Below are 25,509 nucleotides of genomic sequence, written 5' to 3' on the forward strand. Positions count from 1 at the left end.
GGCATTATCCTCGGGCAATAAAAAGGCGACCGCAACGTTATCCGATGCGGTCGCCTTATAAAGCGGCTAGCCATTAGCTTAACTGACAAGCATTACCCTTCGTGGGTGCTTTTTTATTGGTCGTAATCGTTTTGATTTAAGGAGTCACCATGGAAGCCAGCTTTTGGCATGAACGATGGGAAAATCAGCAGATTGGTTTTCACCGCCCGGAAGCCCACGAGATGCTGCGGCGCTATTTTAAGAAAGTAGCCAAGCCGGGTACGACGGTATTTGTGCCGCTGTGTGGTAAATCAAACGATATGTTGTGGTTATTAGACAACGGTTATCGTGTGTTTGGTATAGAGCTGAGCGAAATTGCGGTACAGCAGTTTTTTAGTGACAACGAGTTAACGCCAACCGTGACGCAAAAGGGCAAATTTAAGCGATACGCACTGGATGAGTTAGTCATTTGGGTCGGTGACTTTTTTGACCTTACCGGTAACGACCTGACCGATGTCGACGCTTGGTATGACCGCGCTGCCATGGTTGCGTTACCACCGGAAATGCGAACCCGCTATGTGAGACAACTCAGTGAGCTTCTGCCGGAACGAGCTCAAGGTTTACTGATTACCTTGCAGTATCCCGTCGGTTATCGTGACGGTCCGCCGTTCTCTGTTAGCGAAGGCGAAGTGGAATCCGGTTTTGGTCAGCGCTTTAGTATTGAGCAGTTAGAGGCTGACGAAGGCATAGTGAACGGCGAACAGCCTGATGATAATCCTGTCACAGAGCAGGTTTATCAGCTCAGTTAAAACGAGTTACATTAAGCTGTTGCGCCGTAAGATCTTCTCAGTGCGGCGTGCCAGCTTTTCCATAAAAACTAAGTCTGCCAGCGTCGGGTCAGCAAGGTCGTTATCTAAATCGGCCTGCCACTGGCTAACTTCCGCATCCAGCATTTCCATCATCTTTTTCGAACAGCCGCGGCAAATACCCTGGCACATATCCGCTTCTTTTAAGCCAAAAGGAATGTGTTCGCGAATAACGTCCAGTAACTGATACATTGTAGTTTTGGTATCGGGTTTGCGGCTCATACATCCTCCAGTAAACGCGTCCAAAAAAGAAAAACCAGGCTTCCACAAACTTGCAGAAGCCTGGTTTATTAAGGGTTAAGCAGATTTATGCTTTAAGCCTTTTACGACTTGCCAGCTGATGCCTAGCGCGCCGACGATGAAGACCATGTCACCGACAGTACGGAACCAACGTAGGTTCTGCAGCAGTGGTTGTTGCATGAAGGCTTCGCTGCGTGCGTACCATAAACCTTCAGTTGCAGCTGCGTAGAACTGGATGAAACCGACTGGCAGCAAGCTGGTGAAGAGCATGAGCGCTAAGCCAATGTTCATGGTCCAGAAAGCCATTTTCATCAGTTTTTCGTCGAACTGCAGGTTAGGGCGAATGTAGCGCAGTATCAACAATACAAAGCCCAGTGCCAGGAATCCGTACACCCCGAATAGTGCTGCGTGGGCGTGAGTCGGCGTGGTGTTCAGACCTTGTACATAGTACAGCGAGATAGGCGGGTTGATCATGAAGCCTAATACGCCGGCGCCTAACATGTTCCAGAACGCAACGGCTACGAAGCACAGTAGTGGCCACTTAAGGCGTTGCATCCAGTCTGCACGTTTTTGCAGGCTGTAGTTTTCCCAGGCTTCATAGCCCAGCACAATTAGCGGTACCACTTCTAATGCTGAGAAAGTAGCGCCCACGGCCATAACCGGTGTGGTTGTACCGGCAAAGTACAAGTGGTGGAAGGTACCCGGTACACCACCAAGCATGAACAATGACGCTGACGCTAGCGCTGCAACGGTTGCCATGCGGCGAGAAACCAAGCCCATGCTATGGAAAATGAACGCCAGTGAGGCAGTAGCAAATACTTCAAAGAAGCCTTCTACCCAAAGGTGAACAATCCACCAGCGCCAGTATTCCATGATAGAAATGTGAGTGCGTTCGCCGTAGAAGAAGCCGGCACCGTAGAACAGGCCAATGGCAACGACTGAGGCGGTGAATAATGCCAGTAAGTTCTTGTCGCCTTTCTCTTTGAAGGCGCCAACGACACAGCGCATCATCAGCACCAGCCAGAAGACGATGCCGAGGAACTTACCAATTTGCCATAAGCGACCTAAGTCGACGTATTCATAACCCTGGTGACCTAACCAGAAGTTCAGGTGTTCAGGCATGATTTGCGCAATGGCTAACCAGTTACCGATAAAGGTACCTGCGACGACCAGCACCAGCGCCCAGAACAAGACGTCTACGCCAAGTTTTTGGTACTTAGGATCTTTACCGCCGTTAATAATCGGCGCCAGGAATAAACCTGCGGCTAAGAACCCGGTAGCAATCCAGAACATGGCCGCCTGAATGTGCCAGGTACGAGTCAGTGAATAAGGGAACCATTCAGACAGGTTAATACCGTAGAACTCTTGCCCTTCGACGGTGTAGTGGGCGGTTACGCCTCCTAATAAAACCTGCAGAGTAAATAGCGCCACCACAATGAACAGGTATTTGCCCAGGGATTTTTGTGATGGAGTTAACTTAACCTTAGAAATCGGATCATGCTCTGGCGCCACCAGCTCTTCTTCCTCTTTGTCGCGTAAGAATGCCCACGCCCAAATCAGGAAGCCAATACCAGCGATTAAGAGAATGACGCTGACAATAGACCAAATGATGTTTTCCGCACTCGGCACGTTGTCGATCAGTGTTTCGTGTGGCCAGTTGTTGGTATAAGTGATATCGGCATCAGGACGTTCAGTCGCAGCTGCCCATGCGGTCCAGAAGAAGAAGTCATTCATTTGCGCACGACGTTCAGCCGAAGGCAGTGTATTTTCCTTCATGGCATAGCTAACGCGGGTAGGGCGTAGCTCAGGGTCGTCACTGAACAGCTTTGAGTAGTACTCGCCGGTTTGTTCAATCGCCTGAATACGACGTTCGCTTAAAATGACCGTGTCAGAAGCTTTGTCATACGTATTGGTACGGTACTCTTGTTTCAACTCATACTCGAGTTGATTTTGTTGAACACCGTCAAGTTCGTCATATGATTTACCGAAAACTTCCTGCGCCCGAATGTCTAACCAGGCCAGCAGCTCACGGTGCAGCCAGTCAGCTGTCCAGTCCGGTGCTTGATACGCACCATGGCCCCAAATCGAGCCTAACTGCATGCCACCGACCGACTGCCATGCGGTTTGTCCGTCAAGAACAGACTCATTGGTTGCAATGACATTACCGTCGGTACTCATGAACTTATCCGGAATAGGCGGTGCCTCCCGGTACACTTCGGTACCAAAGTACCCCAGGACACCAAAGGTAATTGCAAGCACTGCAATCAGCGTCCACCAAAGTTTGCGATACCCAGCCATCTACGACTCCCTCAATTGCTTCTTTTTGATTAACTTGAATGTTTGGTTACTAGCAGTTGGGTAGAGCAATAAACGTGCCTGAACATAAACCATTGAAATATTTAATCTTTATTTTTTATGGGTAAAAAAAACCAAACCCGTAAGGGTGATAAACACCCCGAGGGTAAAATCAACCCAAATTTAAAAAGTATTGGGAACTCAGCGACTAAACGTCAGCTTCATAAAAATTTGACATGAATCAACGCAAACGGCTGACGAGAGTCTAGTCTAATACACAATATCTAGTGTTCGGATAACAAAAATTAACTATATATGGTGTTTTATGCGTGATGGGCTATTTCGTTATTGCAGCGAAGAGGTGGTATTCCAGGAAGTGCCGGGTGAAGTCTCTTTGGCTTATACCATGACCGGTTGCCCGGTTGGCTGCAAAGGATGTCATAGTGCTGATACCTGGGCAGTCGGTACCGGGTTGGAGTTGACCTTAGATTATCTGGCTCAACAGCTTGAACGCTATCGTGGCTACATTACTTGCTTGGCATTTATGGGCGGCGAATGGCGCCCCGGCATGTTGATAGCGATGCTGAAACTGGCACAACAGGAAGGCGTAAAAACCTGCCTTTATAGCGGTTACGAAGAGGTTGACTTAGCTATCCGCAAACACCTGGATTATTTAAAAACGGGCCCCTGGAAAAAGGCGTTAGGCGGCCTGGACAGTCCTAGGACTAACCAACGGTTTTATGACTTGCGCTCTGAAACCTTGCTGAACGTAAAATTCCAATAAGGAGAACAACCATGTTGCGCTTAACCGAACAACAAGTCAGTGGCAAAGTTAACTACATTAAAGAGTATTTGCAGGCACAAAATGCAGCCGATGGCTCAAAGATGGACGCTAATGCCAATGTCACGCAAAAAAATATAGCCACGTTAGAAGCTGAATTGATGAAAGACTTTTTTGTCCAGGTAAACCGGAAGCAAGTCAGCAACAAGATCGCAGAGCTATTTGATGATGACCTGGCTAACGAGTACGTCCGCCAGATTGAAGACCATGAGATTTATGTGCACGACGAAACCAGCCTTAAACCCTACTGTGTTTCGGTAACAATGTACCCGTTTTTACGAGACGGGTTGACCAAACTTGGCGGGGAGTCGTTAGCGCCTCAGCATTTAGAGTCATTCTGCGGTACCTTTGTAAACTTCGTCTTTGCCGTGAGTTCGCAGTTTGCCGGTGCGGTGGCTACCGTTGAGTTCTTAACGTATTTTGATTATTTTGCGCGCAAAGATTACGGCGATGATTATCTAACCACGCATCGCCACGAAATCGAAAACCACCTGCAACACGTGGTGTACGCACTAAATCAACCGGCCGCTGCGCGCGGTTACCAAAGTGTCTTCTGGAATATTTCGATTTATGACCAGCACTATTTTGAGTCAATGTTTGGCGATTTCGTCTTTCCGGCTGACTTTACTAAACCGCAGTGGCATTCCGTCAGTGCCTTGCAGGACTTCTTCCTGGATTGGTTTAACAAAGAGCGCGAGAAAACCATCCTCACCTTTCCGGTAGTAACCGTTGCGATGCTAACAGATGACGGACAGTGCAAAGACCAAGCCTTTGCTAAAAAAATGGCGGCAGAGTTAGCGCAGGGCAATTCTTTTTTCATCTATCTCTCGGATAACGCCGACTCACTTGCTTCATGCTGTCGTTTACGTAACGAGATCAGTGATAACACCTTTAGTTATACGTTAGGAGCCGGTGGTGTTGCGACAGGCTCGATAAACGTGATCACGTTAAATATGAATCGCTTAATTCAAGATGGTCGCGATCTAGAAGAAGAGGTGCAAAAAATTCATAAGTACCAGGTGGCTTATCGAAAAATGATGGATGAATACAAAGAGGCGGGGTTGTTGACGGTTTATGACGCTGGTTTTATCAGTCTGGATAAACAATTTCTGACTATTGGTATTAATGGTATGGCTGAGGCAGCCGAGTCACAAGGCATTACGGTAGGTAACAATGCTGAGTACAAAGCCTTTGTGCAAACGCATTTGAAAACTATCTATGACGCAAACAAAGCCGGTAAAAAGGAATATGGTTACTTGTTTAATACCGAGTTCGTGCCGGCTGAGAACCTCGGTGTTAAAAATGCCAAGTGGGATAAGGCCGATGGCTATAAAGTCCCGCGCGAGTGTTATAACTCCTATTTTTATGTGGTTGAAGACGAACAGACTAATGCCTTAGATAAGTTCATCCTGCATGGACGCGAACTTATCGACTATCTAGACGGTGGATCGGCATTGCACCTTAACCTGGACGAAAAGTTAACCATGGATGGCTATTTGTCGTTAATAAATCTCGCAGCAAAATCGGGCTGTAACTATTTTTGCATCAACGTAAAAATTACCATTTGTAATGATTGCGAACATATCGACAAGCGTACCCTGGCAGAATGCTCCAGCTGCGGTTCTGGCGACATCGACTATGGCACCCGGGTGATCGGCTATCTTAAACGGGTGTCAGCCTTTAGCTCGGGGCGTCGTCAAGAACATGCCTTACGCCATTATCACCGTAATCAACCATCCGAGGTGGCGGTGGGCGCAGCACAAGCTAACCAAGGTATGCGGCAGGCAGGCTAATGACTAGCTACCACCAAGGGGGGACATCATGTCCCTCTTTTTCCTGGCCTTTATGGCAGTTGTTTGTGCTACTATTCGCGCGCATTTCAAAACCCGAGGTGAGCCAATGGAAATCAACAGCTACCAAGAATTTATTCAAATGGCTAAACAACAGCCGGAACCGCAACGTCTTTTATTTGTATTGGCAAAGGCACAAATGCCGGATCAGCCTACAGAGGCGCAAAAAGCACAGTTTGAGCAACAGGCAGGTGGTAATTTAGAGCCAGTTTTGTGTGTCGACAAACTACCCGAAGAGATTGAGGACTTTCAAACGCTGGTTGAAGAATCCAAGCGCACCGATATTGACTGGGATATTGCTTTTATCAGTGCAATGGATGGCCGTGGCGGACATCCGGTGTCCAGTGACGAAGCCACACAACCTCTGGAAATGATGGTGCAGCAGATCCAAGCGGGCATGATCAAACACTTTTTAACCGTTAACAAACAAGGAGAGTTGGTGCAGGTGATGTAGTGTTACCGCCTGCGCCTTAAATAGCGCCATGACTAAATTACTGCTTACCGTTATTTCGTTGCTATTCTCGGTATCAGTACTGGCAGCAGAGCCCTCTGCTGACCGTATCGATCTCACCTCGACTAACATTGGTTTCGCCGCAATTGTTGTGTTTATCCTTGCCTACATTCTGGTGATGGGTGAAGAAAAGTTACACATGAGAAAGTCTAAGCCCGTGCTGGTCGCTGCGGGTGTTATCTGGATTCTCATTGGCTTTGTTTACACGGGCGAGAAAGCCCCGATGGCAGAAGAGGCTTTCCGGCACAATTTGCTTGAATTTGCTGAGTTGATGCTGTTCCTGTTGGTGGCGATGACGTACATCAATGCGATGGAAGAGCGGCGGCTATTTGATGCGCTACGTGCCTGGTTATTGAAAAAAGGCTTTAGCTACCGCAAATTATTCTGGATAACTGGCGGGCTGGCCTTTTTTATATCACCGGTTGCCGACAATCTAACTACCGCATTGTTGATGTGTGCAGTGATCATGAAGGTTGCCGAAGATGACAAAAAGTTTGTGGCACTTTGCTGTACCAGCATTGTGATTGCGGCCAACGCGGGGGGCGCGTTTAGTCCGTTCGGTGATATTACCACGCTAATGGTTTGGCAAGCCGGGCAAGTCACCTTTACCGAGTTCCTGCGGCTATTCCTGCCATCGGTCGTCAACTACCTGGTACCGGCGCTAATCATGAGCTTGTTTATCGAGAACAAAAAGCCCAGTACCTTGCATACCGAAGTGGAGTTAAAGCGTGGTGCATTGCGTATCACCTCATTGTTTTTATTAACCGTTGCCACCGCTGTCGCCTGCCATATTTGGCTGCACCTGCCGCCGGTATTGGGCATGATGATGGGTTTGGGCTATTTACAGTTCTTTGGTTACTTCCTGCGTATGACCCTGCCGGGATCGCTTGCACGTAAACGCGCAATGGCCGAACGTGCCGGCGATCAGAAGCGCCTCGAGCAGCTCGGTGGCATCGTACCTTTCGACGTTTTCAGTCGGGTCTCTCGCGCCGAGTGGGATACTTTGCTGTTCTTCTACGGCATTGTATTGTGCGTCGGCGGGCTCGGCTTTATGGGCTACCTGAGCTTACTGTCCGAAACCCTGTATGGTGATTTCAGCCATACTATGGCGAACAGTATTCTGGGTATCGTATCAGCGGTGATTGATAACATCCCGGTGATGTTTGCGGTATTGTCGATGGAACCTGAAATGTCTCATGGTCAATGGTTGCTGATTACGCTGACAGCCGGCACCGGCGGTAGCTTGCTTTCCATCGGCTCAGCAGCAGGCGTTGCCTTAATGGGCCAGGCGCGCGGCTACTACACCTTTGCTTCACATCTAAAATGGACACCGGTTATTGCACTAGGCTACATAGCAAGCATACTGCTGCATCTGTGGCTGAACGAGGTAACATTTCATATTTAGGCGAAAGTGGCTCACTCAGGGCAGAACTGCTGCCCTGAGGAGCATTTTACCTATCAGCCCAATTTCATCAATAAATTGCGAAACCCACCGGAAGGGTAATTAGCTCGTATAGGTGCGTCGGTAACCTCGAACTCCCCAAAGTGTTTTAGTAATTCTTCAGTGAATATACGCAGTTCCATTCTGGCTAGCGGTGCACCGGGACATACGTGTACACCTCTTCCGTAAAGTAGGTTGTGGGCTTTGTTTTGTTCGGGGTTAAATGTATTGGCTTTGCCGAATACAGACTCATCACGGTTGGCTGAGGCCCAGAGCACTGTCACTTTTTCGCCCTTTTTGACAGGGCAGCCGGATATTTCTGTGTCTTTGACTGCGCGACGGCGGTTTGAAATAAGTGGAGGGTCAATGCGTAGTATTTCGTCTATGGCGTCGTCGGTACTTAAGTTGCCGTTGAGTATTTGCTCTACAACAAGTGGATTTTCTGCGAAGAAGTAGAAAATACTGCTAATGGCTGCAGCAATGGTGCCAACTTCGCCAGCGGTCCAGTTGCGTAAAATGCTGACAATTTCCGCTTCGTGAAGGTGGCGCGTTTCGCCATTCACTGTGACTGTTTCATGCATTAGGCGGCATGTATTGTCGTCTTTGGCTGAGCCTGATTGTCTGCGAACGTCGAGCTGTTCATGAATCAATGCTTCAAACTCATCTGCCTTTTGCTTTAACGTTGCTCTATCGTTATTCACAATGGCCTGCTGGTTGGCTTCAAGCCACTCGCCTAATGTTCCTGTTAGTGATTCAGACCAACCGAGAAAGGCGCACTGAATATGTAATGCAAAAGGCTTTGCGACATGACTGACAACATCAAATGATGTATTCGGTGTAATTCTGCTAATAATATCCTGAGCAATTTGCCGACAAGTGGGTTCAAAATCCCGTAAGTGATCAGCCTTAAAGTACGGCTCAATCACTTCTCGAAAAATACCATGCTCCGGCGGATCCATCCCGTTTGGAACCGACAAGTGGGAGCCTGCGGCATTGCTGAACGTTTCATGATTTTCGATAACCGAGCGGACATCATTATGCGTTAGTACCGCATGACCTAGCATCTTACTTTGGGCAACAGGACACTTTTGCCTAAGCTCATCAAGTGACGCAACCTGATCCTGCTGTTCGGCAGACTCCCAACGACAATCTTTCATACAACCTCCTAATTAATCTGACAAGGCGGGCTGGGAAAGGCGTTGATGGGTTGGGTATTTCACAGCCCAACTCTGCCCGCTAAACCACTTTTGAGTAGCGGTTTTGGCCGTGATCCAGGTATTCGTCGAAACAAGCGCAGATGCTACGCACCCAAAGGCGACCTAATTCGGTAACACGAAGTTTTTTGTCGGATACGTCGACTAAACCATCTTCAATGAACGGTTTTAATAGCGGTATGGCCTCGGCAAAGTGAGCCCAGAAATCGTCGATGTCCCATTGTTCTTTGAAGGCTTCGACATCCAGTTCGAAGTGGCAAATCACTTGCGAAATCAGCGCCGCACGCATTTTATCTTCATCAGTTAGTGCCATGCCTTTAATGATGGGGCGGTGACCTTCATCAATCATTTTATAGTAAGCTGGCAGCTCTTTTTCGTGTTGCCAAAGTACCCCGTTAACCTGGCTGATGGATGACACACCCAAGCCCAGTAAAGCGTCCTGACCGTCTGTGGTATAGCCCTGGAAGTTACGTTGTAAACGTCCTTCGCGTTGCGCAACAGCCAGGCCATCGTCTTGCTTGGCAAAGTGGTCCATGCCAATAAACTGATAACCCGCTTCGCTTAATTGGGTAATCGCCTGTTCTAATAAGCTGAGCTTAACGGACGGTTGCGGAATAGACTCTTCCGGAATTTTACGCTGGCCGGCAAAACGTTGCGGTAAATGCGCATAACTGAATACCGAAATACGATCCGGATCCATCTCGATAACTTGCTCAATCGACTTTTTAAAGGTCTCCGGTTGCTGGTAAGGCAAGCCATAAATTAAATCGAGGTTGATTGAATCAAAGCCCAGCTCTTTACTGAGCTTAAGCTGATGGCGAATTAAGTCGACATCTTGCACTCGATTTATTGCAATTTGTACCTTGGTATCAAAGTCTTGTACGCCATAACTAACGCGATTGAAACCCAGCGTGCGCAGGTGTCGTAACTTATCGTCACTGCAACTGCGCGGGTCAATCTCGATACTGACTTCAGCGTTGTCAACAAAACTGAAATGTTGATGTACCAGCCCCATCAAGCGAGTTAGTTGTTGCTCCGTCAAGAAGGTCGGCGTGCCGCCGCCTAAATGAATTTGCCGGATTCGTTTGTCTGCAACCATTGGCTGATACATCGCCATTTCTTTTGCCAAATAGTCCAGGTATTTGTCGGCTTTGTGCTGGTGGCGGGTGATGACTTTATTACAGCCACAGTAGTAGCAGAGCTTGTGGCAAAAAGGCAGGTGCAGGTATAAGCACAGCTCATCGCCCGCAGTTCTAAGTGCCTGATTAATGCGTTGATGGTCAAACTGTTCAGTGAGCATCAATGCGGTTGGATAAGACGTATAACGGGGGCCGTTAATATTGTACTTATCGATTAGTTTTTTATCCCATTGAATGACTGACATATCGACCTCTTGACGGGTGTCAACTAACGCGTTTTAAGATGCCGTTATTATTCCATCTTTTCGGCGCTGTAAATAGGACGCCAGTTTATCATCGAGTTTGAAAATTGGCTGTGGTAGCTTTTGATCTACCTCAATAGTGTCAAGAAAATTCTTAAGTGATAAGCCCAGCTCTGTATCACCTTCAACCCGTAGTTGGCGTCGGAAAAATAGTGTGTCCGGATCGACCTTATTGTGGATTAACAACAAGAAGTCGGTGCTTTTTGCGCTCATGCTGGCATCGCTACTTTGCCGGGGTGGATTCACCTTAATGCGTTTATTTTCAAGGCTTATTGCAAAGCTTAAATCGATATCAGAAAACGTGATGAGTACGTTTTTGTCGGTTAAAAACGCCAGTTCATCATCGATGACTTCTTGTCTGAACAAACGGTTTAACAGCTGCTCAAAGGGTTTGAATTTAGCGTTTTCAGGTAGCCAGCGATGTGCCTTAGCGCATTGGTTAAGTAAGCGCATTACCCCGTTGTTGGTATCCATTAAAATCTCTCCCTTTTAAATAAATATTTAAAATGTGCCTTTATAATAATCGCTATCGAATGAGTAATTCTTAACTTAAGTAAAAAACACAGCAAAAAATTGAGGCGATTATGGAGCTATTGTGCCCAGCGGGCAGTATTCCGGCATTAAAAGCGGCGATAGAAAACGGTGCTGATGCCGTTTATGTCGGCTTAAAAGACGAAACCAACGCGCGCCATTTTGCCGGGCTAAACTTGAACGCGATGAAGCTTGCCGAGGCAGCCGATTATGTTCATCGCCATGGCAAAAAGATGCATGTCGCGATTAACACATTTGCGCATGCCAACCAATGGCATAAATGGCGGGATGCCGTTGATGGCGCCGTTGCTGCCGGTGCGGATGTGCTGATTATATCGGATATCGCGGTACTGGGCTATGCCGCTGAGCGTTATCCCCGGATCGAACGTCACCTTAGTGTTCAGGCCTCGGCGACTAACGCCGGCGCGATAGAGTTTTACCGACAATATGGCATTTCGAGAGTGGTGTTGCCCAGGGTTCTGTCGATGCAACAAGTCAGAGCATTGGCAAGAACTACCGACATCGAACTGGAAGTGTTTGCGTTTGGTAGTTTGTGCATCATGGCTGAGGGACGTTGCTACCTGAGTTCTTATATGACCGGTGAATCACCTAACACGGCGGGTGCGTGTTCGCCCGCAGCCTATGTTGAATGGGAGCATCAGGGTAGCCGTTTAGAAAGCCGTTTAAATGGCGTTGTTATTGACCGTTTTGGCGACGGCGAAAATGCCGGGTATCCAACCTTGTGTAAGGGGCGTTTTAGCGTCGATGATGAACTCTACAACGTGCTAGAGGAGCCCACCAGCTTAAATACCCTTAGCCTGCTACCGCAACTGTATAAAGAAGGTATCGCATCTTTAAAAATTGAAGGGCGACAGCGAAGCCCCGCCTACGTAGCGCAGATTACTAAAGTTTGGCGCCAGGCGATCGATCGCGTCATGCAGGAGCCCGAAAACTTTAGCGTTGAACAAGAGTGGGATCGAGTGCTGGCCTCGTTATCTGAAGGAAGCCAAACCACCCTTGGCGCTTATCACCGGAAGTGGAAATAAATTATGCAAATCGCATTAGGACCTATTTTATACTTTTGGCCAAAGGCAAAGGTCAAAGCGTTCTACCGCCAGGTTGCCGAGTCGGATACTATCGACCGTGTATATCTGGGCGAAACTGTCTGTAGTAAGCGTCGAGAGTTGGGCTTGGAAGATTACCTGCAAATAGCACATGAACTGCGTGAGTCAGGTAAACAAGTCTGTCTGTCTACGATGACGCTATTAGAAGCGCCGGCGGAGCTGGCGCAAATGACAAAGTATTGTGACAACGGTGAGTTCGAGGTAGAGGCCAATGACGTTGGCGCCATTCCTTACTTACGCGAACACGGAGTCAACTTTACTGTTGGCTCAGCGATTAATATATACAATCACGAGGCGCTGAGGCGTTTTGTGGATATGGGAATGAATCATTGGGTAACGCCCTATGAATTATCACAACAGTGGCTGACAGATATTTTAAAGCAGCCCCGGATAAGCAGTGTGCGCAGTTTGTTCCAAACTGAAGTTTTTGCGTTTGGACATATGCCCTTGGCTTGGTCAGGACGGTGTTTTACCGCTCGTTCTGAAAATCGTCCGAAGGATCAGTGTGAACTTTGTTGTATTAAATACCCGCAAGGTCGCACCGTTAAAAGCCAGGACGGTAAACAAGTGTTTGTATTGAATGGTATTCAAACGCAATCAGGTTCGCGTTACAACTTAATTAATCAACTGCCCACCATGAAAGGATTAGTCGACCGCATTCGTATTAGCCCGCAACCCGAGGGTACGCTGCAATGGGTAGACCGTTTTAAAGCGAATATGAGCGGCGACAACCCGATTGCGCTAACACAGGGTGAGAGCAATGGCTATTGGTTACAGCTTGCTGGTATGGTAAAAGCAGGCTAATCAGCGTTAACGATAAGGGAGCTTATGCAAACAACACGGATTGGAATTATTACAGTCAGTGACCGCGCCAGTCGGGGTCAATATGAGGATATCTCAGGTCCGGCAATTGAGGCGACACTAAACGACTATTTAACGTCTTCGTGGAAGCCGGTGTACCGGGTTATTGAAGATGAACAATCGCTTATTGCGCAAACTATAAAAGAGCTGGTGGACAAAGAAGGTTGTTGTCTGGTGGTGACTACCGGTGGTACTGGCCCGGCTAAACGCGATGTAACTCCCGAGGCAACTGAAGCGGTTTGCGACCGCATGATGCCGGGCTTTGGCGAGCTAATGCGACAAGAATCGTTAAAATACGTACCAACCGCAATTCTCTCACGCCAAACTGCGGGCTTAAGAGGGTCTTCATTGATTATTAATTTACCCGGTAAACCTAAAGCCATTCGTCAGTGCTTAGACGCGGTATTCCCGGCAGTGCCTTATTGTATAGATTTGATGGAAGGCCCTTATCTGGAGTGCGATGAAACGGTGATTAAACCCTTCCGTCCTAAGAATAAGTAGTTATGTGCCATGCCGGAGTCGTAGCAGGCTTCGGCATAATCCGATAAAGGTTACCGTCCAGGCACATAAAGCTATATAGAAGAAGGTTGTCGGTAAGGCGTCCAAAAACGAAAATTGCATGGCTTTTAACATGACATAAGTGCAAGCTGAATACATACCTAATGGGAACACAGCTCCCCAATAAAGTGGGTCATAGGCAAACGGGAAACGCCGAATGACGTGTCGCCACACACCCAAAATAAGCAGCATGGGTATCCACCAACTGCCAGTCGCCCAATAGAAAATGGTAAAGCCTTTAATGAAGGGGACCAGACTTTCCAGAAAGGGGGCTTTCGGTGAGTTAATAATTAGCAAGGAACCCGCTAACGTTGAAATAGCCATTGCACCCATGTTTATCCAATACGGTGGCGCCAGATCACTGGGCACGAATTGGAAAAACGTATAGCGATAAAAAATCAGCGACATCATCCAGATGTACAGCATGCCACCCCAAAGCCACATAGAAAGTGCCAGAAAGTTAAGTTCGAGTTTCCAGGGTTGTGCAGTTTGTGTCGCTAAATAAGCGCTGAGTACGGCAACTGCCTGTGTTGCAACTACAGCCAATAACCAAGCACCGCTAATGCCTTTGTCTAGTGACGGTTTGTTACGGCGAATCGTCAATGCGGTAAAAACTGTATAGGTTAGAATAATCCAGAGCAGTAATGCGATTACCCAGGCGCTAAAAGCTAGCCAGTAATTGTCATAAAGAATAAGCAACTGACTGCCGACCAAGGTGGTTCCGGCAACGGCAGTAAAAAATGCTGGGCCTTTGTTGTGACTGACTAAATCACTGAAGAACTCGTTGGAAAAACGGATGGCGCGGTAGCTGTATAGAAAAGTTAAAATTGCCCAGCTGAGTGTAGAAACGAAAAAAAGAAGTTTGGCAATAAAAGGCCATTGCTGCTGGTGTGCAGCAATGGCGATAATTCCTGTGGCCATCACCAGCCCAAAGTAGGCTGGTGACAAGTCTTTTGATTTATCAAGTAGGCTCATAACGTCTCCGCCTGAGCCTTGCTTCACTTAGCAAGGATCAGGTGCATTTTTACGAGAGTAGAACCACCAAGTTATCACACCACATATTGCGTAAAAGATGATAAAGCTCACCAAAGCGGCAGAAACTCCGCCGGTAAGGCTTATTGAAGTACCATAGGACTTCGGGATAAAGAAGCCGCCATAGGCTGCAAATGCCGATATAAATCCGATAACGGCTGCGGACTCTTTATTACCCTGCTTAATGGCCTCGTCAGTATCACCTAACTCACGTTTGCGCTGGTTCAGGAAGATGACCGGTACCATACGGAAAGTGGAACCGTTACCAATACCAGTGGCAATAAACAACACCATAAAGGCGGAGAAGAAGCCCCAGAAATTACCTTCGGTACCCGCTATCGGCAAGAAGTAAATAACACCGATAACACCGACAATCATCAACAGGAAGTTCCAGAAAGTAACGCGAGCACCGCCCAGCTTGTCAGCAATAATGCCCCCGGCAGGTCGTGCTAGCGCACCCACTAGTGGTCCTAAGAAGGCATAAGCGGTTGGGTCAACTTCCGGGAACAGCATACCGGATAACAGAGGGAAGCCAGCGGCAAAGCCGATAAAGCTACCGAAAGTTCCCAGGTACAAGATACACATTATCCAGTTGTGGAAGCGTTTGAAGATGACCGCCTGGTCGCTGAATGAGGCTTTCGCAGACGAAATGTCGTTCATGCCGAACCAGGCCGCAATAGAACCGATAATGATCAAAGGCACCCATAAGAAAGCTGCGTTTTGCAGCCAGATTTCCTGACCAGCATTGGCGCCCTCCTGAATGACCAGCGGGTCGCCTTCAATACCACCGAATACGCTCGCAGCAATAACTAATGGCGCCAGTAACTGCATACCGGATACACCCAGGTTACCCAAGCCGGCGTTCATGCCTAATGCACCGCCTTTTTCTTTTTGTGGATAGAAAAAGCTGATGTTCGACATACTGGATGAAAAGTTACCGCCACCGAAGCCACACAATAAGGCTAAAATCAGCATGATCATGTACGGGGTATCGGTGTCTTGAACGGCGAAGCCAATCCAAATACACGGTAGCAATAAAGACGCGGTGGATATCGCGGTCCAGCGTCGCCCACCGAATATCGGCACCATGAAGCTATAGAATATCCGCAGAGTCGCACCGGAAAGCGCGGGCAGGGCGGCTAACCAGAACAGTTCGTTTTGACTATACGGGAAGCCCAGCGCAGGCATTTTAACCACCAGAATACTCCAGATGGTCCACACCGCGAACGCTAAAAATAGGTTGGGTATGGAAATCCATAGGTTACGGCTGGCAATTCGTTTCCCTTTTTCTTCCCAGAATGTTTTATCTTCCGGGCGCCAGTCATCCAGTACCATCGAGTTTGGTGTGGAAAGTTCCGGCAGATCACGTTCTTCGCGATCTTCTTTGTACTCAACGCGTTCGGCTTTAACAATGGCAGCATTCATCCACAGCAGCGAAACGGTCGCAATCACAAACAGCAACATAAAGCTACTTTGCCATACACCAATAACGTCATTGAGCATACCGAAGGTCAGTGGCAGCAAGAAACCGCCTAAACCACCGATCATGCCGACAACACCACCGACGGCACCGACGCTTTTCGGATAGTAAACCGGAATGTGCTTAAACACTGCCGCTTTACCCAGTGACATAAAGAAGCCAAGCACGAAGGTTAAAAACACAAAACCGACTAAGGTAATTTCAAACTGGAAATTGTAAGTCTGGTCGATACCTTTAACCGCGTACTCAGTGCTGGGGTAGCTCAGCAGGAACGTACAAATAATGGAGGCAATAAAGGTCCAGTACATGACTCGACGGGCACCGTACTTGTCTGACATCCAACCGCCCAAAATACGGAACAGTGACGCCGGAATGGTGTACAGTGCCGCAATCATACCGGCGGTTTTTACGTCCAGTTCATACACACCAATCAGGTAATGCGGCAGCCATAAGGCCAATGCTACAAACGCACCGAATACGAAGAAGTAGTAAAGCGAGAAGCGCCAAACACGCAAATCGCTTAACGGCGATAACTGCTCCCAGAAGCCTTGTTGTTGCTTGGCAGCTCGGTCGTTCTTAAGCGGGTCTTCTTTGGCGAGGACGAAGAATGAGATACCGGCAATAGCCAATACGGTCGCATAAATTTGCGCTGTACCTTGCCAACCCAATGCAATCAATAAAAACGGCGCGCCGAAGTTGGTTACCGCCGAACCCACGTTGCCCGCACCAAAAATACCCAGCGCAGTGCCTTGCTTCTCTTTGACGTCGTTAAACCAGGCGGCGGTGTACGTCACACCGACAATAAACGAGCCACCGGCTAAACCGACACCGAGTGCCGCGATTAGCAACATAATGTAGCTGTTGGCAAAGGTCAGCAAGTAAACACATGCTGAGGTTAGCAGCATTAAAACGGCAAAGACTTTTTTACCGCCCAAACGGTCAGTCCATATCCCCAGGAACATGCGGCTAATAGAGCCGGTCAGTACTGGGGTGGCCATGAGCAAACCAAGTTGAGTATCGGTCAGGTTAAAGTCTTCTTTTATCTGAATACCGATAATGGAAAAAATTGTCCATACGGCAAAACACAACGTAAATGCTAACGTCGAAAGCATTAGCGCATAGTTGCGTTGGCCCGGGGACGTGGTGACGGACTGGTTCATAAAGAAACCTCCTAAATAGCCCTATATTCGATGGCATTACTTTACGAGGTTTTTAAATAAAATACTTTATTATCAAATAGCTATAGACAGGTCACGGATAATCAACAGTACCTAAAAAAGGGTGTCGGGGTTATGGATACAAGCCGCGAATTTTGGCGTTTTCTTAACTCTTTGTGGGTATTTTTAAAAAACAAAGCCAAGGAGGCATAAACTTTGGGGTACTTCACTATATTTGCTAGTATGCTCTTTCAATAATATGCATTATAAATGTACCATAAAGCAAGATTAAATAATCAGAGCGTTGACTATGCAAGTAACACAGCACGAAAAAGAAATGGCGATGGCGCCCATCCTACGGCAAGCCTATCGGCCGATGTTTTTGTTGGGCGCGATTTTTAGTGCGTTAGCTATTTTATTGTGGGGGCTGGTGCTTATTGGCGCTATCCAGTTGCCGGTATACGGTAATGTGCTATTTTGGCACAGCCACGAAATGCTTTATGGGTTTGTCGTCGCTATCGTTCTGGGCTTTTTGCTAACAGCAGTGCAAAACTGGACCGGGATGCGGGCAACACACGGGCCGACGTTATTGATTTTAGCGCTATTATGGAGTGCGGGTAGGTTGCTGATGTTGTTCGGGCAAGGCCTGCCTTGGTGGCTGGTTGCTGCTGTAGACGTAGCGTTATTGCCTGTGGCTGCGATTTTATTTGCGCGTCTGGTATTAGCGGTTAATCAAACACGAAACCTATTCTTTATTCCTATTTTGCTATTGCTCGCCGTATCAAGCGGGCTAATGCACGTGGGTTATGCCTTTAATCAGTACGAATGGCAAACCATTGGTGCTTACAATGGCGTGTTTTTGGTCACCTTATTGATGGCGATCATTGGTGGGCGTGTAATGCCGATGTTTACAGCCAATGGCACGATGACTAAAAAAGTCATGCCTATTGCCTGGCTGGAAAAGACCGCCCTGGGGCTACTTTGGGTTCTGTTTGCGGTTCACTTTTTTAACCTGACGCTGTATATAGCCGATGTTTGGCTTGGCGCTCTATTTGCGTTAACGGCGCTTGCTCACACCCTAAGAGTGTTGCGCTGGAAGACATGGATTACTTTTAAAGTTCCTCTGCTCTGGTCTATTCACTTGGCTTATTGGTTCATTCCTCTTGGTTTGGCACTGCTCGCGGCACATTATTGGGGTGTCGAAATCACGCGCAGCACGGCAATGCATGCGTTAACCGCTGGCGCAATGGGTAACATGATCCTGGCAATGATGGCGCGGGTTTCGCTAGGCCATAGCGGCCGACCGCTAAAGCCAAAACCAATAATGTCAGTGGCGTTTGCATTAATGTTTATTTCTGCATTAATGCGGGTCGTCGGCGTTAGTTTATTTCCGCAATGGATTACAGACTGGATTCTTATTAGCACATTAGCCTGGACGTTTGCGCTGGTTATCTTTATTGCGATTTATTTGAAAGTATTTTTAACACCGCGAGCAGACGGCAACCCTGGTTAAGGATGGATTGCCGAACATGCAGGACAGTGTGGATGCCGGGCAATTTTAAAGCGCTGCCAGTCCGCACTGAGCCCGTCAAACATTAATAGTTGACCATACAGCGGTGCACCGGCACCGCTGAGAATTTTAATCACCTCTAATGCCTGCATACTCCCTATAGTACCGACTAAGGGAGCAGCTACGCCGGACTCAGCACAACTTAACGTTTGCTCGCCAAACAAACTACTTAAACACTGATAACACGGCGATTTGCCATCCATTTTAAAGGCGGCCACTTGTCCCTCAAAACGGATGGCGGATCCTGATACCAAAGGCGTTACCGCAGCAAGGCATTGCTGGTTGATTAAATTGCGGGTAGCGAGGTTATCACAACAGTCGACGACTAAATTACAAGCATCGACGTGTTTAGCTAACACGGCTTCATCAGCCCATTGGTTGAGGGCCGTTAACTGACATTCACTGTTCAATTGTTTAAGACGTTTGACGGCAACTTCCGCCTTGTTGTTACCTATGTCTTGCTCAGTAAACAGGGGCTGGCGCTGTAAATTACTGGCTTCGATAATATCAGCATCTATAACCGTGATTTTGCCCACACCGGAACTGACCAGGTAAGGCAGAGCGGCGCAGCCGAGGCCACCTGCACCAATAACCAATACGTGGCTGTCGAGTAATTGCTCCTGGCCCTCTAAATCGATAGCGGGGAGCACGATATGGCGATTGTAGCGAATGAGTTGTTCACGAGTCAGAGTTTTCATTATTCAGACTTGTTTCGTTAAAGAGTTCAGGGCGGGTCCAGATAAATACGCCGACAATGAGTAAAACAGCGCCAACGGTTAACTTAGCCCATACCGGCGGGGTGGGAATAAACCACAGAATAATATAGCCGCCGAGCATCATCAGGCTAGCGGCCCACTTGGCGTTGCGTCGAATACTGCGTGTTTCGCGCCAGGCACGAATATCAGGGCCGTATTTGGGGTGGTTTAATAACTTTTCTTCCAATGATGGCCAGCCCTTACTGGCCGCCCACAACGCGGCGATTAAAAATGGTACCGTCGGCATAACCGGCAGTAATAAGCCGACAAATCCTACGGCGACAAATACAAGCGCTAAGCAGCGCCAAAACATGGTGGTCATTAACTCCATGACTACTTGATACCTAATCGACCCGCTAATTTATGTAAGTTACTCGAGTCTACACCCAAACGCTTGGCGGCTCGACTCCATTTACCGTCTTCTAACGCCAATGCTCGCTGTATCATTTGCTTTTGAGTAAAGTCGACAGCATCGCGTAAGCTTATTGCTTCACTTGCCGGTATGGCTGTTTGTTCAAGCACCTGTCGCTCGGCGCTGGCATGACTTGGCAGGTTTAGGTCGAGTTCCTGTTCGGTAATGGTGGCGATGCTGCTGTGTTCAACTCCGGCACTCAGTAACTTAATCGCAGCCCGGCTGATCACGTGTTCCAATTCCCGAATATTGCCAGGCCAACGATACTGTTTTAACGCAATTTCTGCTGTCGCCGATAAGCGTATTGCTCGAAGGCCCAGCCGGCTGCGGTTTAATTCTAAAAAATGGCCTGCCAGCAACAGGATATCGTCTTCTCTATCCCGCAGTGGCGGAATGGGGAGCGGATAAACTGAAAGGCGATGATAAAGATCGGCACGGAACTGTTCGTCGCGAACTTGTTGTTGCAGGTTGCGGTTGGTTGCGGCAACAATGCGCACGTCAACTTTACGGTGCCTGTCGGAACCCAGGCGTTGTACCTCACCGTTTTGCAGCACACGCAAGAGCTTCGCCTGAATCGACAGAGGCAATTCACCCACTTCGTCTAAAAACAAGGTACCACCGTGGGCGGCTTCAAAACGCCCGCCGCGTTCGCTAGTGGCCCCCGAGAATGCCCCCTTACTATGACCAAACAGTTCCGACTCCGCCAGCGATTCCGGCAGTGCGGCGCAGTTAACGTATATCATCGGCTTAGCAGCACGTTTCGAATAACGATGTAGCTCGCGTGCGAATAACTCTTTACCAACACCGGTTTCGCCTAATAGCAGAACCGGCAGTTCAGCTTTGGCAACAGTATGGAGCTCAGAAATAACCTGCCTCAATGCTGAGCTTTTGCCGATGATCTCATTGTCCAGGTTATTGGGCGAGGGATTGCCGCTACCTGAAGTCGGTTGATTTTGCCTTAAAGCCCGAACCTGTTGCTCCAGCGAACCAACGCGAATTGCCGCTTCAACGATAAGGCTAAAGCGTTGCAGTTCAATGGTAGACTGGTCATTGAATGTACCCGGTTGCAATGCATCCAACGTCAGCACGCCCCAGCACTGCCCCTCAATATAAAGGCTAATCCCCATACAATCATGAACCGGCAATGCGTCCCCGGGTTGATCCGACAGCAAGCCATCGTATGGGTCGGGTAAACTCGAGCTGGGTTCAAACAACACCGGGTTGCGTGAAGCAAGCAAGGTAGCCAGCCGCGGGTGTTCAGCGACAACAAAACGCCGGCCTAAGGCCTCATCAACTAAGCCATGCATGGCAATGGGGCGGAGCGCGTCACTGTCGCGTTTTAGCAATACAACAGCCCCACAATGAAAGTGTTGGCGTAATGTTTTTACCAGATTTTGTAACCTGACCGGTGCCGGCACATCGGTGACCAGATCGGCTAATAAGCTCTGCTGAAGCATGGTTATTTTTACACTCAGTTCGGATTTTAGGGTTTTTTATACCCGCTAACGATAGGTTGATTTTACCGTTACGCTTCGCAAGCTCAATATCCATAAGGGGGTAGGAGTTGGCTTAAATCGTGCAAATGAAGATGGATAGCAACGTTTATTCATTAAAAGCTTGAGGCAGTTATGACCAATACAATTATTGAGCAATGGCAAGACAAACCAAATCTTGAATTAGTGGAGTTTATTGTTGAGCGGTTTCATCAAGTTCACCGGCAACAATTACCAGAGCTGAAACAACTGGCATTAAAAATCGAAGACGTGCACGGAGACCATCCACAAGCACCGCAGGGTCTGGGTGAACACCTCGATAACATGTTGCACGAATTAGAAAGTCACATGATGAAAGAGGAACAAATATTATTCCCCATGTTGGCTCGCGATATTTATCCCAGCGGACCAATTTCGGTCATGGAAGAGGAGCATGAGCAACACGATCAGGATATTCAAAAGATTCGTATGCTAACCAATGACTTAACTTTGCCAGAGGACGCCTGTGGCAGCTGGCAAGCGCTCTACCGGGGCTTAGCTGAGCTCATCCAGGATTTAAACGATCATATCGAATTAGAAAATACCGTTTTGTTTGTTGAGCAACAGCCTGTGCCAACTCACGGAAAAGACTTTTGCTGCGGGTCCTGTCAATAACTACCTGGTAATAACAAAGGGTATCGAAAGAAAAAGGCTACCGTGTTAAGTAGCCTTTTGTTCTATTTAAAAAATGGAATGGCCAGTGGGTATTGATTGGCCTGCCCATTTTTAGCATTGACGGCCGCGAGTATGATAAAAACGATCGATGCCAACGCGAGCAGCACGAGTAACGGGATGGTTAAAAATGGTACTAGCATAGTCAGTACCAGCAAGCCAACGCTATAAATGATGGCACTGAGCATCCAGTTAAATATAATTTTCCCATGCTGATCGACTATCGCTTGCTCACGTTTTATGGCCCACATAATGATTGGTGCACACCAACCAATGAACGGCACTACATAGGCTGCGAACTGAGATAAATGCATTAGCATGGTGTAAGTAGCGGTATCTTCAAGCGGATTGCTTTGGTATAAGGGATCTGAGTTCATTGACAATTCCTTGTCTATTTGACGTTAACGACTTCACATCGGGTTAAACTGCTCGTACATTAGGCATATTGTTAAAAAAATAATAGGCCGTTTATGCGCACACTAAAAAAACTTTTAATAAGCCTGAGTATTGCCACAGCCTCGACTGCGACTATGGCGGATTCATTAAGTGGGGCTGCGTCCCTGCTACCCGAAGCCAACTATAGCAACCAAAAAGCGTCTGTCGAGGACGTTCTCGGCTACCCGATAGGTACGAAAATAACCTCTCCTGAGGCGATGAGCTTGTATTTCGAGGCATTGGCTGAAGCATTCCCCGATCAAGTAAAACTTTTGGATTACGGTAAAAGTTGGGAAGGTCGTACGCTTTACTATGCGGTTATCTCAAGTCCTGAAAATCTACAAAATTTTGATCAGTTTGTGCAGAACATGCAGCAGCTTGCCGATCCGCGCAGTACGGATGAGGACGATGCCGAGCGATTAATCAATGAAACACCGGCGAGTATTTGGCTTTCTTACGGCGTGCATGGCAATGAAATATCATCTCCCGAAGCGGCAATGATGACGGCGTATCATTTGCTTAACGATAACCGTGAACAAACCGAGCAATGGCTCGAGAATACGGTGATTTTTATCGATCCGTTACAGAATCCTGACGGCCGTGCAAGATTTGTGCAGCGCTATTACATGACAGCAGGACTGGAACACTCCGCTGACCGTCGCAGTGCAGAGCATAACGAGCCCTGGCCTAGTGGCCGCACTAATCACTATATGTTTGATATGAACCGTGATTGGATTGCGCTGACACAACCTGAAATCAAAGGTCAGGTTGACGCGCTACTAAAATACTACCCGCTAGTGTTTGTCGACCTACACGAGATGGGCGGAGATTCTACTTATTATTTTACCCCTGAAGCGCGGCCCTACAACCCGTTGATTACTGACTCACAGCGCGAAACGCTAAACTGGATAGGGAAGAACAATGCTTCGTGGTTTGACGACAAGGGCTTTGATTACTTTACCCGTGAAATTTTTGATGCGTTTTATCCTGGTTACGGAGCCAGCTGGCCGCTATACCATGGTGCGGTAGCCATGACCTACGAGATGGCGTCTGCGCGAGGACATAAGTTTGAGCGCACCGATGGCGACGTTCTAACCTATGCTGACGGTGTACAACAGCATTTTGTTGCATCAATCTCTACCATTCAGACCGTATCGGAACGCCGCGAGGCATTATTGGAAAAATTCTGGAGTTATAGGAAATCGGCGATAGAAGCCGGCGAAGATGACGAGCAGCGTGCGCTGATTATTCCAGGTAAAGATGATCCCGCTGGAGCACGAAAACTGGCGTCGTTATTGGTAGAGCAAGGCGCTGAAGTGCAGCAGGCGCAGCAGTCATTTCGTGTTTGTGGTAATGACTATGCTGCCGGGAGCTTTATTATCGATAAGGCGCAACCAGCATATCGGATGATTCGAACGCTGATGGATAAACAGGTCGATATGGCGCCTGAATTTTTGCAAGAACAAGAGCAACGTCGCGGTAATAATTTACCTGATCAAATCTATGACGTAACCGGCTGGTCTTTACCGCTGATGTTTAATGTTGATGTCGATGGCTGTGACGATTTGCCACGAGTGGACACTATTGCAGTCAATGAGGGACGAATCGCAGCGGGCGAACTCATTAATCCTGCTGCCAAGGTTGGTTATTTGGTGCGCTGGGGCAACATGAACAGCGGTCGATTTTTAACGGCAGCGTTGCGTGAGGGGCTTACTATTAAGCAAAGTGAGTTAGCATTTACTCACGAAACAGCAGGCCGTTTCCCAAGTGGTTCACTGATTGTCACGCACGCAGACAACGCGGAGAAAGAGCTTGCAAATACCCTGGTACGGCTGGCAAAACAGACGGGAGCAACCATTCACGGAGTTGATACGAGCTGGATTACTGACGGACCTAACTTTGGCTCCGAGAATGTGCACGGGTTGTTTGCACCGAAAATCGCTATGGCCTGGGATGAACCGGTGAGTCAATACAATGCCGGCCACACTCGCTTTGTGATTGAACGTCAAATGAACTACCCCGTTACCGCTATCCGTACGGGCGAACTGAGAGCTGGTGATCTGGACGGTTTTGATGTCTTTATTTTGCCGGCAAGTTATGGCTATGACCGCGTATTCAGTGAGCAGACGGTAGCTGAATTCAAAGACTGGATTAACGACGGTGGTGTGCTTGTCACTCTGGGTAATGCCTCAGGTTGGGCCGTGGAAGCGGGTTTATTGGCAACCAAAGTGGAACGGGCAATTCCCAAAGAGGGTGTCGAGGAACCTGCCGAGGAGACAAAGATTGATGGTCAGGCGATCGTATCACGCGACCAGTTCATGACTGAAATTCAGGCTCATGGTGTCGATCCAGACTGGGTCTCTGGTGCTTTAGTCCACGCCGACGTTGATCAGGATCATTGGTTAGCTGCCGGCTTAAAAGACAAGTTGGTTAGCCTGTTTAACGGCAATACAATTCTAGCACCGATAGATATTGATAAAGGTCGCAATATTGCTTGGTTTAGCAATAAAGACGAACTACTCGCCAGTGGCTTTTTGTGGGGTGAAACTGCCGAGCAACTGCCTTATAAGCCATTGCTTATTTGGCAGCCTAACGGTGACGGTATGGTAATTAGCTTCACCCAGGAACCGACCTATAGGGCTTATATGGACGGGTTAAATACGGCCCTGATGAACGCGCTGTTTTTGGCGCCGGCTACCACCCGTTAGTATG

At 48.1% G+C, this 25,509-nt stretch carries 22 protein-coding genes; 11 read left to right on the forward strand and 11 right to left on the reverse strand.

What is annotated here, in order from left to right; all coding sequences use genetic code 11:
* Positions 1 to 149 precede the first annotated feature (149 nt).
* Positions 150 to 788 (forward strand): thiopurine S-methyltransferase, encoded by a 639-nt coding sequence (gene tmpT, locus DEU29_RS10295; RefSeq protein WP_243734560.1) that lies wholly within the window; start codon positions 150 to 152, stop codon positions 786 to 788.
* 6 nt (positions 789 to 794) lie between these two features.
* Here the strand turns inward: tmpT and DEU29_RS10300 are convergent, their stop codons facing one another.
* Positions 795 to 1,067, reverse strand: coding sequence for a hypothetical protein (locus DEU29_RS10300; RefSeq protein ID WP_133540274.1), 273 nt, complete (start codon positions 1,065 to 1,067; stop codon positions 795 to 797).
* A 75-nt stretch (positions 1,068 to 1,142) separates the two neighbouring features.
* A complete protein-coding gene (locus DEU29_RS10305; protein ID WP_133540275.1) occupies positions 1,143 to 3,383 on the reverse strand; it encodes a nitric-oxide reductase large subunit in 2,241 nt (746 codons plus the stop codon).
* Positions 3,384 to 3,705: 322 nt separating this feature from the next.
* Here DEU29_RS10305 and nrdG point away from each other — a divergent pair, with 322 nt between their 5' ends.
* The 4 genes from nrdG to nhaD are packed head-to-tail and all read left to right on the forward strand — an operon-like array spanning position 3,706 to position 7,987.
* Positions 3,706 to 4,164, forward strand: a complete 459-nt coding sequence (gene nrdG, locus DEU29_RS10310; protein ID WP_133540276.1) for an anaerobic ribonucleoside-triphosphate reductase activating protein — start codon at positions 3,706 to 3,708, stop codon at positions 4,162 to 4,164.
* Between the two features lie 11 nt (positions 4,165 to 4,175).
* Positions 4,176 to 6,014, forward strand: coding sequence for an anaerobic ribonucleoside-triphosphate reductase (nrdD, locus tag DEU29_RS10315; RefSeq protein ID WP_133540277.1), 1,839 nt, complete (start codon positions 4,176 to 4,178; stop codon positions 6,012 to 6,014).
* Positions 6,015 to 6,042: 28 nt separating this feature from the next.
* Positions 6,043 to 6,525, forward strand: coding sequence for a ribonucleotide reductase subunit alpha (locus DEU29_RS10320; protein WP_243734561.1), 483 nt, complete (start codon positions 6,043 to 6,045; stop codon positions 6,523 to 6,525).
* Positions 6,526 to 6,553: 28 nt separating this feature from the next.
* Positions 6,554 to 7,987, forward strand: coding sequence for a sodium:proton antiporter NhaD (nhaD, locus tag DEU29_RS10325; RefSeq protein WP_133540278.1), 1,434 nt, complete (start codon positions 6,554 to 6,556; stop codon positions 7,985 to 7,987).
* Positions 7,988 to 8,040: 53 nt separating this feature from the next.
* On the opposite strand, the gene DEU29_RS10330 is transcribed toward nhaD, so the two are convergent.
* The 3 genes from DEU29_RS10330 to ubiT form a co-directional block, all read right to left on the reverse strand.
* A complete protein-coding gene (locus DEU29_RS10330) occupies positions 8,041 to 9,180 on the reverse strand; it encodes a cytochrome P450 (protein ID WP_133540279.1) in 1,140 nt (379 codons plus the stop codon).
* 79 nt (positions 9,181 to 9,259) lie between these two features.
* Positions 9,260 to 10,621 (reverse strand): oxygen-independent coproporphyrinogen III oxidase, encoded by a 1,362-nt coding sequence (gene hemN, locus DEU29_RS10335; protein WP_133540280.1) that lies wholly within the window; start codon positions 10,619 to 10,621, stop codon positions 9,260 to 9,262.
* Between the two features lie 33 nt (positions 10,622 to 10,654).
* A complete protein-coding gene (gene ubiT, locus DEU29_RS10340) occupies positions 10,655 to 11,152 on the reverse strand; it encodes a ubiquinone anaerobic biosynthesis accessory factor UbiT (protein WP_133540281.1) in 498 nt (165 codons plus the stop codon).
* Between the two features lie 110 nt (positions 11,153 to 11,262).
* Here ubiT and ubiU point away from each other — a divergent pair, with 110 nt between their 5' ends.
* From ubiU to mog, 3 genes are read left to right on the forward strand one after another with little or no spacing between them, the layout of a single operon-like run.
* Positions 11,263 to 12,255 carry a ubiquinone anaerobic biosynthesis protein UbiU gene (ubiU, locus tag DEU29_RS10345; RefSeq protein ID WP_133540282.1) on the forward strand — a complete coding sequence of 331 codons (993 nt, stop codon included), beginning with the start codon at positions 11,263 to 11,265 and terminating at the stop codon, positions 12,253 to 12,255.
* 3 nt (positions 12,256 to 12,258) lie between these two features.
* A complete protein-coding gene (locus DEU29_RS10350; RefSeq protein WP_133540283.1) occupies positions 12,259 to 13,137 on the forward strand; it encodes a U32 family peptidase in 879 nt (292 codons plus the stop codon).
* A 24-nt stretch (positions 13,138 to 13,161) separates the two neighbouring features.
* Positions 13,162 to 13,695 carry a molybdopterin adenylyltransferase gene (gene mog / locus DEU29_RS10355; protein WP_133540284.1) on the forward strand — a complete coding sequence of 178 codons (534 nt, stop codon included), beginning with the start codon at positions 13,162 to 13,164 and terminating at the stop codon, positions 13,693 to 13,695.
* On the opposite strand, the gene DEU29_RS10360 is transcribed toward mog, so the two are convergent.
* Both DEU29_RS10360 and DEU29_RS10365 read right to left on the reverse strand, forming a co-directional pair.
* Positions 13,696 to 14,727 (reverse strand): tellurite resistance/C4-dicarboxylate transporter family protein, encoded by a 1,032-nt coding sequence (locus tag DEU29_RS10360; protein ID WP_133540285.1) that lies wholly within the window; start codon positions 14,725 to 14,727, stop codon positions 13,696 to 13,698.
* A 27-nt stretch (positions 14,728 to 14,754) separates the two neighbouring features.
* The gene (locus tag DEU29_RS10365; RefSeq protein WP_133540286.1) at positions 14,755 to 17,424 is read right to left on the reverse strand and encodes a nitrate/nitrite transporter; all 2,670 of its coding nucleotides are present in this window, start codon (positions 17,422 to 17,424) and stop codon (positions 14,755 to 14,757) included.
* Positions 17,425 to 17,731: 307 nt separating this feature from the next.
* On the opposite strand from DEU29_RS10365, the gene DEU29_RS10370 reads away from it, so the two are divergent.
* Entirely contained in the window at positions 17,732 to 18,934 is a 1,203-nt protein-coding gene (locus DEU29_RS10370) for an NnrS family protein (RefSeq protein WP_133540287.1), read from the forward strand.
* Here the strand turns inward: DEU29_RS10370 and DEU29_RS10375 are convergent.
* Genes DEU29_RS10375 through norR form a run of 3 tightly spaced genes read right to left on the reverse strand, consistent with a single transcriptional unit; the run spans position 18,931 to position 21,615 of the window.
* A complete protein-coding gene (locus DEU29_RS10375) occupies positions 18,931 to 19,689 on the reverse strand; it encodes a HesA/MoeB/ThiF family protein (protein ID WP_133540288.1) in 759 nt (252 codons plus the stop codon). The genes DEU29_RS10370 and DEU29_RS10375 overlap by 4 nt on opposite strands.
* Complete coding sequence (locus DEU29_RS10380) at positions 19,670 to 20,068, reverse strand: YbaN family protein (protein WP_133540289.1); 399 nt, start codon at positions 20,066 to 20,068, stop codon at positions 19,670 to 19,672. Before DEU29_RS10380 ends, DEU29_RS10375 begins: the two co-directional genes overlap by 20 nt.
* Positions 20,069 to 20,079: 11 nt before the next feature.
* Positions 20,080 to 21,615 (reverse strand): nitric oxide reductase transcriptional regulator NorR, encoded by a 1,536-nt coding sequence (gene norR, locus DEU29_RS10385; protein ID WP_133540290.1) that lies wholly within the window; start codon positions 21,613 to 21,615, stop codon positions 20,080 to 20,082.
* Positions 21,616 to 21,786: 171 nt separating this feature from the next.
* Between norR and DEU29_RS10390 the strand changes: the two genes are divergently transcribed.
* Positions 21,787 to 22,305, forward strand: coding sequence for a hemerythrin domain-containing protein (locus tag DEU29_RS10390; RefSeq protein WP_133540291.1), 519 nt, complete (start codon positions 21,787 to 21,789; stop codon positions 22,303 to 22,305).
* A 62-nt stretch (positions 22,306 to 22,367) separates the two neighbouring features.
* On the opposite strand, the gene DEU29_RS10395 is transcribed toward DEU29_RS10390, so the two are convergent.
* Positions 22,368 to 22,739, reverse strand: a complete 372-nt coding sequence (locus tag DEU29_RS10395) for a DUF4870 domain-containing protein (protein ID WP_133540292.1) — start codon at positions 22,737 to 22,739, stop codon at positions 22,368 to 22,370.
* A 153-nt stretch (positions 22,740 to 22,892) separates the two neighbouring features.
* Here DEU29_RS10395 and DEU29_RS10400 point away from each other — a divergent pair, with 153 nt between their 5' ends.
* Positions 22,893 to 25,505: a M14 metallopeptidase family protein gene (locus DEU29_RS10400; protein ID WP_243734562.1), complete on the forward strand. Its 2,613-nt coding sequence runs from the start codon at positions 22,893 to 22,895 to the stop codon at positions 25,503 to 25,505.
* Positions 25,506 to 25,509: the final 4 nt, after the last annotated feature.

Origin of the sequence: Idiomarina aquatica (assembly GCF_004362895.1) — a bacterium.
Lineage (GTDB): Bacteria > Pseudomonadota > Gammaproteobacteria > Enterobacterales > Alteromonadaceae > Idiomarina.

What these genes read in the sequence shown, in the direction of transcription:
- tmpT (WP_243734560.1), top strand. Translation starts at nt 150, where the DNA reads ATGGAAGCCAGCTTTTGGCATGAACGATGGGAAAATCAGCAGATTGGT.
- DEU29_RS10300 (WP_133540274.1), bottom strand. Translation starts at nt 1,067, where the DNA reads ATGAGCCGCAAACCCGATACCAAAACTACAATGTATCAGTTACTGGAC.
- DEU29_RS10305 (WP_133540275.1), bottom strand. Translation starts at nt 3,383, where the DNA reads ATGGCTGGGTATCGCAAACTTTGGTGGACGCTGATTGCAGTGCTTGCA.
- nrdG (WP_133540276.1), top strand. Translation starts at nt 3,706, where the DNA reads ATGCGTGATGGGCTATTTCGTTATTGCAGCGAAGAGGTGGTATTCCAG.
- nrdD (WP_133540277.1), top strand. Translation starts at nt 4,176, where the DNA reads ATGTTGCGCTTAACCGAACAACAAGTCAGTGGCAAAGTTAACTACATT.
- DEU29_RS10320 (WP_243734561.1), top strand. Translation starts at nt 6,043, where the DNA reads ATGTCCCTCTTTTTCCTGGCCTTTATGGCAGTTGTTTGTGCTACTATT.
- nhaD (WP_133540278.1), top strand. Translation starts at nt 6,554, where the DNA reads ATGACTAAATTACTGCTTACCGTTATTTCGTTGCTATTCTCGGTATCA.
- DEU29_RS10330 (WP_133540279.1), bottom strand. Translation starts at nt 9,180, where the DNA reads ATGAAAGATTGTCGTTGGGAGTCTGCCGAACAGCAGGATCAGGTTGCG.
- hemN (WP_133540280.1), bottom strand. Translation starts at nt 10,621, where the DNA reads ATGTCAGTCATTCAATGGGATAAAAAACTAATCGATAAGTACAATATT.
- ubiT (WP_133540281.1), bottom strand. Translation starts at nt 11,152, where the DNA reads ATGGATACCAACAACGGGGTAATGCGCTTACTTAACCAATGCGCTAAG.
- ubiU (WP_133540282.1), top strand. Translation starts at nt 11,263, where the DNA reads ATGGAGCTATTGTGCCCAGCGGGCAGTATTCCGGCATTAAAAGCGGCG.
- DEU29_RS10350 (WP_133540283.1), top strand. Translation starts at nt 12,259, where the DNA reads ATGCAAATCGCATTAGGACCTATTTTATACTTTTGGCCAAAGGCAAAG.
- mog (WP_133540284.1), top strand. Translation starts at nt 13,162, where the DNA reads ATGCAAACAACACGGATTGGAATTATTACAGTCAGTGACCGCGCCAGT.
- DEU29_RS10360 (WP_133540285.1), bottom strand. Translation starts at nt 14,727, where the DNA reads ATGAGCCTACTTGATAAATCAAAAGACTTGTCACCAGCCTACTTTGGG.
- DEU29_RS10365 (WP_133540286.1), bottom strand. Translation starts at nt 17,424, where the DNA reads ATGAACCAGTCCGTCACCACGTCCCCGGGCCAACGCAACTATGCGCTA.
- DEU29_RS10370 (WP_133540287.1), top strand. Translation starts at nt 17,732, where the DNA reads ATGCAAGTAACACAGCACGAAAAAGAAATGGCGATGGCGCCCATCCTA.
- DEU29_RS10375 (WP_133540288.1), bottom strand. Translation starts at nt 19,689, where the DNA reads ATGAAAACTCTGACTCGTGAACAACTCATTCGCTACAATCGCCATATC.
- DEU29_RS10380 (WP_133540289.1), bottom strand. Translation starts at nt 20,068, where the DNA reads ATGACCACCATGTTTTGGCGCTGCTTAGCGCTTGTATTTGTCGCCGTA.
- norR (WP_133540290.1), bottom strand. Translation starts at nt 21,615, where the DNA reads ATGCTTCAGCAGAGCTTATTAGCCGATCTGGTCACCGATGTGCCGGCA.
- DEU29_RS10390 (WP_133540291.1), top strand. Translation starts at nt 21,787, where the DNA reads ATGACCAATACAATTATTGAGCAATGGCAAGACAAACCAAATCTTGAA.
- DEU29_RS10395 (WP_133540292.1), bottom strand. Translation starts at nt 22,739, where the DNA reads ATGAACTCAGATCCCTTATACCAAAGCAATCCGCTTGAAGATACCGCT.
- DEU29_RS10400 (WP_243734562.1), top strand. Translation starts at nt 22,893, where the DNA reads ATGGCGGATTCATTAAGTGGGGCTGCGTCCCTGCTACCCGAAGCCAAC.